16 protein-coding genes and 1 riboswitch are annotated in these 11,762 nt (G+C 36.8%); of the genes, 9 read left to right on the top strand and 7 right to left on the bottom strand.

The features are described 5' to 3' along the window. The first annotated feature begins 12 nt into the window (after positions 1 to 12). A complete protein-coding gene (locus tag JBW_RS04085; RefSeq protein ID WP_007959312.1) occupies positions 13 to 558 on the top strand; it encodes a GNAT family N-acetyltransferase in 546 nt (181 codons plus the stop codon). 120 nt (positions 559 to 678) lie between these two features. On the opposite strand, the gene JBW_RS24545 is transcribed toward JBW_RS04085, so the two are convergent. Next, a complete protein-coding gene (locus tag JBW_RS24545) occupies positions 679 to 891 on the bottom strand; it encodes a hypothetical protein (protein ID WP_144408424.1) in 213 nt (70 codons plus the stop codon). Positions 892 to 1,433: 542 nt separating this feature from the next. On the opposite strand from JBW_RS24545, the gene JBW_RS25575 reads away from it, so the two are divergent. Both JBW_RS25575 and JBW_RS04095 read left to right on the top strand, forming a co-directional pair. Next, on the top strand, positions 1,434 to 2,282 hold the full coding sequence (locus JBW_RS25575; protein ID WP_007959313.1) for a tail fiber protein: 849 nt from the start codon (positions 1,434 to 1,436) through the stop codon (positions 2,280 to 2,282). A 331-nt stretch (positions 2,283 to 2,613) separates the two neighbouring features. Continuing rightward, positions 2,614 to 2,934, top strand: a complete 321-nt coding sequence (locus JBW_RS04095) for a hypothetical protein (protein WP_007959314.1) — start codon at positions 2,614 to 2,616, stop codon at positions 2,932 to 2,934. Positions 2,935 to 3,218: 284 nt separating this feature from the next. Here JBW_RS04095 and JBW_RS25190 read toward each other — a convergent pair whose 3' ends face one another. The 5 genes from JBW_RS25190 to JBW_RS04120 all read right to left on the bottom strand — a co-directional run bounded on the left by JBW_RS25190 (position 3,219) and on the right by JBW_RS04120 (position 6,952). Beyond that, positions 3,219 to 4,091, bottom strand: a complete 873-nt coding sequence (locus JBW_RS25190) for an IS3 family transposase (RefSeq protein ID WP_200897028.1) — start codon at positions 4,089 to 4,091, stop codon at positions 3,219 to 3,221. A 20-nt stretch (positions 4,092 to 4,111) separates the two neighbouring features. Then, positions 4,112 to 4,798 carry a helix-turn-helix domain-containing protein gene (locus JBW_RS25195; protein ID WP_045820596.1) on the bottom strand — a complete coding sequence of 229 codons (687 nt, stop codon included), beginning with the start codon at positions 4,796 to 4,798 and terminating at the stop codon, positions 4,112 to 4,114. A 161-nt stretch (positions 4,799 to 4,959) separates the two neighbouring features. Continuing rightward, positions 4,960 to 5,277: a hypothetical protein gene (locus JBW_RS04110; protein WP_007957589.1), complete on the bottom strand. Its 318-nt coding sequence runs from the start codon at positions 5,275 to 5,277 to the stop codon at positions 4,960 to 4,962. A gap of 182 nt (positions 5,278 to 5,459) precedes the next feature. Beyond that, positions 5,460 to 6,149 carry a radical SAM protein gene (locus JBW_RS04115; protein WP_007957588.1) on the bottom strand — a complete coding sequence of 230 codons (690 nt, stop codon included), beginning with the start codon at positions 6,147 to 6,149 and terminating at the stop codon, positions 5,460 to 5,462. A gap of 55 nt (positions 6,150 to 6,204) precedes the next feature. Beyond that, positions 6,205 to 6,300, bottom strand: a riboswitch (guanidine-I (ykkC/yxkD leader). A 454-nt stretch (positions 6,301 to 6,754) separates the two neighbouring features. Further along, positions 6,755 to 6,952 carry a hypothetical protein gene (locus JBW_RS04120; RefSeq protein WP_235334132.1) on the bottom strand — a complete coding sequence of 66 codons (198 nt, stop codon included), beginning with the start codon at positions 6,950 to 6,952 and terminating at the stop codon, positions 6,755 to 6,757. Between the two features lie 146 nt (positions 6,953 to 7,098). Here JBW_RS04120 and JBW_RS04125 point away from each other — a divergent pair, with 146 nt between their 5' ends. Then, positions 7,099 to 7,314, top strand: coding sequence for a helix-turn-helix transcriptional regulator (locus tag JBW_RS04125; protein ID WP_007957587.1), 216 nt, complete (start codon positions 7,099 to 7,101; stop codon positions 7,312 to 7,314). Positions 7,315 to 7,758: 444 nt separating this feature from the next. Here the strand turns inward: JBW_RS04125 and JBW_RS04130 are convergent, their stop codons facing one another. After that, positions 7,759 to 7,986, bottom strand: a complete 228-nt coding sequence (locus JBW_RS04130) for a helix-turn-helix domain-containing protein (protein WP_007957586.1) — start codon at positions 7,984 to 7,986, stop codon at positions 7,759 to 7,761. A 636-nt stretch (positions 7,987 to 8,622) separates the two neighbouring features. Here JBW_RS04130 and JBW_RS04135 point away from each other — a divergent pair. The 5 genes from JBW_RS04135 to JBW_RS04155 are packed head-to-tail and all read left to right on the top strand — an operon-like array spanning position 8,623 to position 11,742. Then, positions 8,623 to 9,570, top strand: a complete 948-nt coding sequence (locus tag JBW_RS04135) for a class I mannose-6-phosphate isomerase (protein ID WP_007957584.1) — start codon at positions 8,623 to 8,625, stop codon at positions 9,568 to 9,570. Then, entirely contained in the window at positions 9,570 to 10,205 is a 636-nt protein-coding gene (hxlA, locus tag JBW_RS04140; protein ID WP_007957582.1) for a 3-hexulose-6-phosphate synthase, read from the top strand. The genes JBW_RS04135 and hxlA overlap by 1 nt, the downstream gene beginning before the upstream one ends. Next, on the top strand, positions 10,202 to 10,759 hold the full coding sequence (gene hxlB, locus JBW_RS04145; protein WP_007957579.1) for a 6-phospho-3-hexuloisomerase: 558 nt from the start codon (positions 10,202 to 10,204) through the stop codon (positions 10,757 to 10,759). Before hxlA ends, hxlB begins: the two co-directional genes overlap by 4 nt. 51 nt (positions 10,760 to 10,810) lie before the next feature. After that, the gene (locus tag JBW_RS04150; protein WP_007957577.1) at positions 10,811 to 11,242 is read left to right on the top strand and encodes a PTS sugar transporter subunit IIA; all 432 of its coding nucleotides are present in this window, start codon (positions 10,811 to 10,813) and stop codon (positions 11,240 to 11,242) included. After that, entirely contained in the window at positions 11,242 to 11,742 is a 501-nt protein-coding gene (locus JBW_RS04155; protein ID WP_007957575.1) for a mannose/fructose/sorbose PTS transporter subunit IIB, read from the top strand. The genes JBW_RS04150 and JBW_RS04155 overlap by 1 nt, the downstream gene beginning before the upstream one ends. The last annotated feature ends 20 nt before the right edge of the window (positions 11,743 to 11,762 follow it).

An 11,762-nucleotide genomic window follows, 5' to 3' on the forward strand; every position in this document is an offset into this window, starting at 1 on the left:
AGGAGAAGAAAAATGGAATTGAGAATTTCACACGAACAAGATTTAGAACAAATTCTAGCTGTTCATGCCGCTGCTTTTAGTGGAAGAAAAGGAGAGGAAATTGCTCATCTCGTTAATGATCTATTAATAGATTCTACAGCCTTACCTCTGCTATCCATTGTTGCAACTGTAACTAATAGTATTGTTGGCCATGTTATTTTTTCTAAGGCAAAGCTTACTAATCCGGATCAGGCGGTTTCAACAGTTATACTGGCACCTCTTGCAATTCAGCCGGATTTTCAATGCAGAGGAATTGGTGGTAAATTAATAAAATACGGATTAACGAAATTGTTAACAGCAGGGGTAGAATTAGTTTTTGTTCTTGGTCATCCTACATATTATCCAAAACATGGCTTTTGTGTGGCGGGAAAACATGGATTTGATGCTCCTTATCCCATTCCAGATGAACATGCTGATGCATGGATGGTTCAAGAACTACGCTCTGGAGTAATAGGCAGTGTTAGAGGCAGGGTTCAGAGTTCTGATGTACTTAATCAGCCACAGCATTGGCGAGAATAAGGGATAGGATAGATCTTGTAAAGATTTTAAAGAAGGCAGAGAGATAAGATAATGTGATAAAAAGATGAAAGATATAGTAAGAGTGTTTTAATAAGAAGTTAGCAAGGATAATAGGAATATTTAGAAGTGTGGTTGATAGCAGTTAGTGGGACGAGGAACCTGTCCCCGTGTCCCATACCCGTGTCCCATAAAGGGCTTCAGGAATGGTGTGCCGCTGGGAGAGGCAGCAGCATAGAAACAAAAATCCTTGGCAACATCAATGCCGATAACTGGGCGATTTGAGATCATAGGTTTTTCAACCTCCTTAAAGAATAAAGTTGAAGGATTATCCATTTCAGTCTCTCAAAGATTACATCCTTGCACGTGAAGCGGGAATAGAAGATCCCAACCAGCTAAAACGTAAATGCTTTGGAAATGGATGAATTGTCTCACGTATGGGTATAGAAAAATCTTCCCTGGGACAGGTACATTCATATCCTTCCTTCCCATTATACATAAAAGCAATTGTTCGGGTTTTTCTAGCCCATAATGGATAACCCTTCTGTAATATATCTTACAGGGACAGGGATGTTGTTTTCAATAATGAAACATAGTCCCTGTGTTTTTACTAAAACCTAAACCTGCCTGCCGCTTAGCAAGTATTCCTTAAAAGGCGTCTTACTCTTATTGAGTGAGGCGCCTTTGTTATTTTTATACTATCCAGAATTCAGCTTATATGTACGGATAGAGAATGAGAAATAAATTTACATTTGGTAGTTTAATTTATAGTTGCTACGGAATGTGTATTAGTGAAAGCCGATATACAGGGTACACACGGTTAAAAGAAAAGTTCCTTGGCTATGTCAGTTTACACAAATAAAAGGAGAGATTACATTATGACAAAATTTGAAACTAATTTATCTGGAGTAATTGAGGAGTTGCAAAATAAGGAGGTAGCGCAAGATGCAAAAGACATTGATTTACAGAATCAGATTGACAGTGAAATTGCAAAGAGAACTAATGCTGATGATCAATTGCAGACTAATATCAACGTTGAAGCTAATGCTAGAGCTGCTGCAGACAAAGATTTACAAGGTCAGATTGACAAAGAGGTTGCAGACAGGGGAGATGCTGATAAGGTACTGCAGGAAAATCTTGATGAGGAAATAGCAGTTCGTACTAATGCTGATGAAACTGAATCAAGTACACGGGCTAGTGCAGACCAAGATTTACAGAAACAGATTGATTTTGTAATGAAATATCTTGTTCCGGTTGGTGCTATTGATTATTTTGCTAGGACATCATCACCTGAAGGTTGGCTAAAAGCTGATGGTTCGGCAGTTTCAAGAAGTGAATATGCTAATCTGTTTGCAGCAGTAGGTACTATGTTTGGTGCTGGTGATGGTAGTACAACTTTTAATTTGCCTGATCTGCGTGGTGAATTTATACGTGGGTTAGATGATGGGCGCGGGATTGATCTTAATCGGACATTAGGTAGTTGGCAGAAACCATCTCTTGTAAATGGCGATTATAACGAAAATAAAAGCGTAGTAACGTTAGGTGGTCTTCCTCAGAATCGGTCTGTATACGGGTGGGAAGATCCGTTATCAAGTGGACATGTATCATCTGAAGGGAGTTACTGGTGGGCGCCATCAACAATCCAGGTTATGAGAGAACTGGATATGAGACTATGTGGTGTAATACGTCCCCGCAACGTAGCATTATTAGCTTGTATTAAATATTAATAGTAAGAATGTGAATAGCCGTTTTGCTTCCTAATAAACCGGCAAGCGTTTGCAATTTTGAAACGTCCCTGGGATGGCCGTAAAAAAGTAAATAGAGTTATCCATATTAAAGTTGCCTTACTCTTAACCGAGTGGGGCAGCTTTAATTGTTTCATACCTATCCAAAATTCGATGTAGATGTACGGATAAAAAATGAAAAACAAATTTGCATTCAGTAGTTTAATGTTTAATTGTTACGGAATGTGTACTAGTGAAAGCCGATGTACAGGAAACATACAGTTTAATAAAGTTCCTTGGTTATGTCGGCTTAAAAAAAATGGAGGTAATAAATATGTATGAAGTTGATCAGTATACAGTGTCGTTATTACATTTTGATGGTGGCTTAACGGATGAAAGTGGTAAGGTGTGGGCAGCGCAGAATGGGGCAACTGTTAGTACTACTCAATCAAAATTTGGTGGATCATCACTCTATCTTAATGGAATAAATCAATGCTTAACTACACCGAATAATACTGATTTTGATTTTGGATCTGGAGATTTTACGATTGAAGGTTGGGTATGTCCAGCTTCAACAGGTAAATGGGGAGGAGTGATAGTTAGTAAATGGTATTCAGCTGGGGAAGGTTCAAATTCATGGAGTGTTTCTATATAACGAAACAGGGACAGGGATGTTGTTTTCAATAATGAAACATAGTCCCTGTCCCTGTTTTCCCCCAGTAAGTTATGAGCGCCATTTTGGTGGGAATAGTTCAGGGTGGGAAGTAAAGTATACGCAGAAAAACAGATAAGTTATTTTTCATGTTTTAAGTAAATCGACAAGCGCTTGCCAATTTTAAAGGAGGCTGTCGCACTAAGCGTTGGTGTGCTACCCGTCAAGAGGACAATAAAAAATAATAAATTTTTCTATCGCCAGCCTGATAACGGTTGGCGATACTTTTATGCTGCCAATCTATAATGATTATGGTATGCCATTGGTGTCATTACATTTAACTTGCGTTGCAGACGTCGATTATTGTAGTAATCTACGTAATCCGTTATAGCCTCCACTAGATTATCTCTATTAGTGAAACGATGACCATAATACATTTCTCGTTTCAAAATTCCCCAAAATCCTTCCATTGGTCCATTGTCAATGCAATGGGCTACTCTGGACATACTTTGCTTCATGTGATGATCTTTTAAACGCATATGGAATTGAGCACTTGTATATTGATAACCACGGTCGCTGTGGAACAGCGGATGAGCCTCCGGTTCCAAACGAACAGCTTCATCAAAAGTATCCATAACCAATGGATTATCGTTATGATTACTAATTTTAAAGGCTACAATTCTGCGGTCGTATAAATCCAGGATGGCACTCAGATATATCTTGTGAACTTCAATACCGATATAATATTTGAATTCAGAAACATCCGTAAGCCATTTTTCATTAGGCATATCAGCGTGGAATTCACGGTGTAAATAGTTTTTTGCGATGTGGTCCGGATTTTGAGCAGATCTGGTACAACTTTTTGGTCTCCATTTAATGGTGGATTGAATTCCTTTGTTTCTGCAAATACGAAGAACGCGTTTATCGTTCACAACAATTTTGTAATTTACATCCAGCTCATCACGAATACGGCGGTATCCCATATCTGGATGTTGTTTATGGATAGTATATATTTCTTCCGAAATACGTTCATTCTTAATTTCACTATCACTCTTTGGATGATTGAGCCAACGATAATAAGCAGAGCGCGTGATTTTAAGATATTTACATAATTTTTTTGTTGGATAGCCTTTGGTTGAAGATAATTCCTTGATAGCTATATAGGCTGTAAGGTACTGTACTAAAGATAGTGATCCCTCCTCTCCAGTTCCCTGACTTTTTTTAACAGATCATTCTCCATTTGTAGATCGGTGTTCATTCGTTCCAACTCTGCAATCTTATCCCGTAGCTCTTCTTCTGGACTACGACTTGGCTGCGAACCAACACGGTGACCACGTCTGTCTTCAAGTCCAGCCCTTCCCATATCTTCATACTTTTTGACCCAGTTTCGAATCTGTTGATAAGAACAATTGTATTTGCTTGCCATTGCTCCATAGTTTTTATCATTCATTAAACAATCCTTGACTACCTGTAATCGTTCTTCAGGAGTTGTTGTTCTTTCTTTTGTCATGTATGTACCTCCAGTGGATTCTTTAAGTATTCCACCAGAATTATACACCTTTATCCAATCACAAAGTTGCTTGTTAGAACGAATATCGTACTTTTGACAAATGTCACCAAGTGATCCTTTTCCACTCAGATAGTCATTAACCGCATTCATCTTTAACGTTTTTGAATAACTTCGGTTCTTGGTTTGATTAAGCAATCCGATAGGACCTTCTGCTTTATATATTCGCACCCATCTCTGCACACTTTGGTAGGCTACGTTTGCAATTCTTCCCGCTTGTCTAATGCCAATTTTGCCATTCAGGTATCGTTCAACAATTTTTACTTTTTCTACTGGATCAATCTTACTTTTTCTAGACATAGAAATACCCCCATATAGGACTTTTATATTTCAGTGTCCTATATAGGGGTAGCATATCACGTTTTTTTAACGCTGGCGACAGCCTCTTTTTTTTGCCTGATTTTAACTGTATAATATTTTTATTGAAAAAGGGTACACAATTGCGATATTTTATCTTAATATTAATTAATATTATTAGGGTCTAATGAAAAATGAACATAAACATCATCACAATCTTTTATAGGAAGCCAATATCTGATTTTTCCTTCTAAAGACTTTACAGCCTGTCCTGATTTAGTAGAAAGTGCAAGATTTGCCTTACAGCCCTTATGAGATTCAGGCGTTCCAACTTTAAAGCATATAGTTCCTATGTCAAATCCTACGTTACGAGCAATTTCATTAACAGCCAATACGGTATGATTTTTATGAATTAATCTAACCGAACCTGGAAAACTGTCCCACATCATATAAAAAGCCTCTATAATTTTTTCATCAACCATATAAGTTCCTCCTTATGAATAAATCATTATTACATACTTATTATAAAATATAACTTTGAATTAATAATCTAAATGTATTTTTACGATTGATAGTATATTTCAATTTCATAATTAGTGAATCATAAATTACATATTGGAAACTTTTGTAATGTCGCAAAATAAGCATATTATGTATTACAATACTAAATATTTAGTAATGTATTTGAAATTTCCTCAAATCTTTCATCAGTTATACCAAGTTTTTTCTTAAATCTTTCATCTTCCATTCTTGCAATAATTATCTTGTTAGGAGATATTTCCTTAATAATATCTTTTATCTTCTGAAGTGATTCTTCATCATCGTTATAGCCCTTAATGATAGTAATTTCAAATATAAATTTCCCTTTATATTGCTTATTAAAGGAAACCATGTTTGAAATATATTCTACTAACGTATACCCTTCAATCGGTCTTTGGATTTTTTGAAAATCTTCTTCTGTTATTACTTTTATCTCTCCAACAACCTCATCACATTTATTAGCAATTTTTATATATTCATCTCTACCTAGTAAATATCCATTAGAAAGCAGTCTTACAGGTAAAACTTTACCTTTAATAAAGTCAACAATATCACCAATTTTATCATTTACTAAGGCTTCTCCTTTTGAGTTAATAAAGATTAATTCTGCTTTTGTATTTTCTATCATGCGTTCTAGTTCAATCAATGAACTATCCATTTTATCAAATGACTTTTGGGTATCTACCTTATTTTGCGACCTTCCAATAGGACAAAATATACAGTCAAAGTTACAATACTTTTCTGGAAGTATATTAACTTCCAGTACCCTTCTTCCATCTTCAATATAAATATCTTTATAACTGAAACCACCCATTGCCTTATCCTCCTAAAAATAAAAAATAAAAAAAGCCTAAGAGATATTATTAAATATCTCCCAGGCTTTTATCCCTCCGTGTACACAGTCAACTGTGCGTTTTCTCTCGGACCTGCCAGTTACAAACTGCGGAACCCTAGAAAACTTAAATATACAATTAAATTATGATTTACAAATCTAAAATCGTAAATTAATTCTAGCATAACATTAAGATTAAATCAACCATATGCCTTCCTTCGCCAAATTTTGCATTCTGTAATAAAAAAAGCCCAACACAATGGCTGGGCAAGTACTTATTAAAATGAAGGAAACTTTTATATTTATCTATTATTAGCAGGGATTAGCATTCAAAAAACTGTTCCTTATTTTGTACCTTACGGTGTGATTTAAGGAACAAAGACCAGCTTAAAACTGCGAAAGCAGCTATGAGGGGAAATAATCCGATATCCTGATGAACCATTGATTTTATTGGGGTTGTACGATCTTGAATGGTCATAATTTTTTGTAAACTAGGTAGTCGGATGACGTTGATATCAAAGAAGTCCTTATTTTGAATATGTATAATAGTCTGAGGTCCTGTATAGAAAGAAGCAGAAAAAATCGGTTTACGATTTTTCCTGCTTCTTTTTTTGTTTTGCATCCCAAAATATAATATCAAGTGACGCTTTAATTTTGGATTTATCTTCTTTAGTTAGTGGTATGCCATCAAAAAAAACTTCTGGTCGCTCTAGAAATTTAATGAGGTCATTGGAGTTTTCCCCTTCCGCAGTAGGGGAAAGAGATTCGATATTGTCACGACCCACTAAATAGTCTATGGTTACATTGAAGAAATCTGCAAGTTGCTTTGTTGTTGCCAGATCTGGTTCACGTTGATTTATTTCATATAAGGATATGAAGCATTATAATAAGAAATATAAATGATTCATAATGAAGCGAAAGGGGTACTTATATGAGAAAAGAGTTAGCTATTGCGCGTGATAATATTGGACTGACACAAGCAAGAATGGCTGAATTGCTAGGAATATCTCGTAGCTATTACAGCTTAATTGAAAATGGAATGAGGAATCCTGACTATGGATTAGCAAAGCGGATAGCTAAAATTTTTAAAGTATCGCCCAGTAATATTTTTTTTGACCTAGACGGCTTCAATATGAAGCAGAAATAATGGAGTTACCTTCTGAAATCTACAGTTAGTTAAGGAGGTGATAAATAATTGTTCTTAATGGTTAGGTTACTAAAAAGAAAAGTAGCAATTAGAAGCCCTTCTAGTTGCAAGTAACAAAGAAAAGACTTCAAGAGAATCTCACTACCTAGATTATACCAGTAATAGTTGCAAAATTCTGCATTTATTCTTAGAAAGGAAACTCGCATTTTAGCCACGGTACATACCATCGAAATCTTACACCAAAAGGAGACAAAACACATGAAATAACCCTAGACTCAACCGCTCAAAATCGGCATCGAAAACATCCCCATGGCAGAGCGCAGAAGTGACAATGAAGCCCTCATCAAAGTTCATACCCTAGGAATCTGAAGAACAGATATTGGTGCCTAACGGAGCGTTAATGCCTTCTGTTGAATGGTAAGAGACTCAGTTATTTTTATATACTTATCTTCTCTTTGGGTTATCGGATAAACCAACTAAATAATCTAACGACACATTGAAATATTCAGCTAAAGTTGTAGCAACATCTAGGGAGGGTAGTCTATCACCTTTCTCCCAATGGCTTACGGTCTGCTTTGTAACATTAAATTCTGCGCCTAATTGTTCAAGTGTTAGTTTTTTTAATTGTCTTAAGTTCCTTAATCTTTGGCAAAAAATTTCTTGTAAAAACATAAAGATACTCCTTGACAGTCAACAATAAGTTGACTAAAATAGATATAGTAAAGTCAACCAATAGTTGACCAACGAAAAATGGTGAGATGAAACGGAGGTGGTTGTATTTAGAATGCACAAAATAAGGACTTACACAAAAGCAAGTCAATTGGAGAATAGCCAAGTAAAGTTACAACTATGTTAGCGTGATTGCCGCCAAGTCATCTTTTCTGATCTTTCCTATGCTAAGAAAATATGATCAGAACAATTACGAGAGGGCTAATTAGTAATGAGAAAAAACAGGAAAAGGAATAGGAAAAACTTTTAAAACCTGACCGAAGAAAAGAATAATAAAAAATAAAGGTAAGGACAATTTGGGCTTATACAGAATAAGCTAGCACACAAGGGCAACGTCTGCCTAAAAATGTGTCTGAAAGACACTGACATGATCATCATTGCAAGACCGATGCTGCTGCCAGAGGAAAAAATCGAAGGGGAAACAAGAGCGTGTTCCGACTGCGATTTGTCTTCATTATAGCTCAGTTGGCGCGTGTCTTCAATGACATCTGAAAAAATCGCGAGGAGGTTGTTAACATCAAAAGGTTCAGCTTTGCATCTACGAAAGATATGGACTACTTTAGTGGCAGGAGGATAAGGATGAAAGAAATCGTTAAAATTTTACCGTTTTATGAGGCAAGGATGTGGGGCGGCGGAAATCGTCTGATCAATGAGTTTAATTATCATACCGATATTGCACCTTTAGGAGAAGTATATAATGTCGTGGCTTTAAAAGATCAATGCGATTGTGAAGTACCGGAAATGGGAATTACATTATCTACATTGTATAAAGTAAAACCAGAATGGTTTAACTGCGATACCGAAGAACTGCCTGTTCGGGTAAATATATTGGATCCTATGGCAGATTTATCTATACAGATTCATCCCGATGATCTATTTGCGAAAAAATATAATAAGGGAAGGGGAAAACCGGAGGCCTGGGTTATTTTAGATACACCGGAAGATGGTGAGATCCAGTTCGGGCACTATGCCAAAACCAGAGAAGAGTTTATTGAAAAAACCAGAAATAATGACTGGAAGGGATTATTGAAATATCTTACAGCTGTAAAAGATGGATTTATTGATATTCCCGCGGGAACCTTGCATGCAATCGGAAAAGGTGTATTGACGTATAATATTTCCCGAAATGCGGATTGTACCTTGCGGTTATATGATTATGATCGTATTGACCCAGCCACTGGTAAAAAACGTGACATTCAGCCAGAAGAAGTGTTTGGAAATGTCAATGTTCCAGATCGTTCTACGGAGTTTGTTCTATATCCATCTGCTTTTGAACGCGGCATTCGTGTTACACGTTATTGGGATGAACCAGGTTTATACACGTTAATAAGGCTGCAAATTGATGAAAAAGGAACGTTCTCTCATCCTAGATTTGCTTTCTATACTTGTGTAGAAGGCAGAGGCAGTATTCAAGGTGTTTCCATCCGTAAAGGGGAAACTATTTTGGTTCCGGATGAGATGGGTATGTTAACGATGGAAGGAAAGATGGACCTGTTTTTAGCATCTTACAGAAATGAGGAATCATAATGAAATTACAATTAGCACTTGATGATATCAAATTAGATGACGCTTTAGAATTGGTAGAGAAAGTACGAAACTATATCGACATTATCGAAATTGGCACACCATTTGTTATTGCAGAAGGCATGCATGCCGTTCGTGTAATGAAGGAACGGTTTCCGGAAAAAGAAATTTTGGCAGATTTGAAAATTATGGATGCTGGTTATTATGAAGCAGAAGAGGCTTTGCAAGATGGTGCGCACTATGTGACTGTCTTGGGGGTTACGGATATTTTAACAGTCAAAGGCTGCGTAGATGCTGCGGAAAAATACCAGGGAAAAATCGTTGTTGATATGATTTGTATAACCGACTTGCCGAAGCGTATTCAAGAAATGGAAGAAATCGGTGTGCATTATGTCTCTGTGCATGTGGGTGCAGATCAACAAGCGGCTGGATACAATCCATTGGAAGATTTGAAAGTCATGAAACAGCATGCTAAAAAAGCAAAAGTTTCTGTGGCAGGAGGCATCAACAGCAAAACAATTAATGATTATGTAGCATTGCAGCCAGATATTGTGATCGTAGGATCAGGAATCACGCATGCATTGGATCCTGTGAAAGAAGCAAAATTTATCTATGGAAAGGTCCAAAGGATGATATGAAGAGCATCTATTTGTCAGAAATTATTCATGAATTAGCCGCTTATTCAGAAAAAGTAAAGGAAGCTGATTTACAAGAGATGCTGGCAGCCATTCATAAAGCAGATATTATTTTTGTAGCAGGAGCTGGACGTTCGGGTTTTGTGGCAAGAGCATTTGCAAATCGGTTAATGCATTTGGGGTTTCATGTATATTTTGTTGGTGAACCAACAACTACGTGTATAGAGGAAAATGACCTATTGATTCTTTTGTCTGGTTCTGGTAATACTGCAAGCTTAGTGAGTATGGCTGAAAAAGCCAAATCACTGAAAGCTCATTTGGCGACCATTACTATTTTTCCGGAAAATAAAATTGGCGCACTGGCAGATACGATTATTGCCTTGCCCGGTACATCGATGAAGAGTCAAGACGGGTCTCAATTGACTTCTATACAAATGTCAGGTTCCTTATTTGAGCAATTAGCATGGCTGGTTTGTGATACGTTAGTCTTAATGTTAATGAATGATACTAAGCAGACGAGTGAAGATTTATTTAAAAGACATGCAAATTTAGAATAAAAACTCGATGGGAGATTACTTTATTTATCTAGGAAGGAGGCCATTTTTATATTGTTGGCAATTATTGTGGGAACACATGGCAACTTTTCTGAAGAATTGATCAAGACTTGTGAAATGATTTGTGGAGAAACAACCAATGTTAGAGCCGTAACGCTGGCCCCAGGAGAAGGCCAGGAAGATATTCTGAAAAAATATGAAGCTGCCATCCAAAAAATGGATACGGATGATGGAGTTATTTTCCTCAATGATCTTTTTGGAGGTAGTCCATATAATGTGGCTTGTCGTTTGGCTATTCATCATGCGACATATGGTGTTGTAGCAGGAGTTAATCTGCCCATGCTTATTGAAATGACAGGAGCACAAGTGGTCAATGAAGGAGCTGGTATCAAAGAAATGATGAGTAAAGCAGTAGAAGCTGGTAAGGCAGGTACGCAGATGTTTCATGCTAGCACTGTGGAGAAGGATGAGGTGGAAGATTTATAATGCAAATTGTATTGGCAAGAATTGATGATCGCTTAATTCACGGTCAGGTAGCAACCGGGTGGGCCAAAGTAACAGGGTGTGAACGTATTATTATTTGTGATGATGAGATTGCGGCAGATTCGGTTCGTTCTACATTAATCAAGCAGGCTGCACCGCCAGGTATTAGGGGCAGCGTAGTAGATATTGATAAAGCAATTCGCGCTTACAATAATCCTATATATGAAAATACAAAATGCTTATTGCTTTTCTCAAATCCTCTAAATGTACTTCGTCTCGTGGAGGGAGGAGTAGATATCAAAACGGTTAACATTGGTGGAATGAGTTTTAAAGAAGGAAAGAAACAAATTACCAGTGCCGTTTCTGTCAATGAGCAGGATATTGCTTCTTTTCAATCACTTCATCAGAAAGGCGTTGAGCTTGAAATTCGCAAAATCTCCTCAGATAAAAAAGTGCTGTTAATGGATATTTTAAAATATCCATTAACAGCTAATATCAAATAGTTGAGAACGATTGTAACAAT

This window comes from Pelosinus fermentans JBW45 (assembly GCF_000271665.2).
Lineage (GTDB): Bacteria > Bacillota > Negativicutes > DSM-13327 > DSM-13327 > Pelosinus > Pelosinus baikalensis.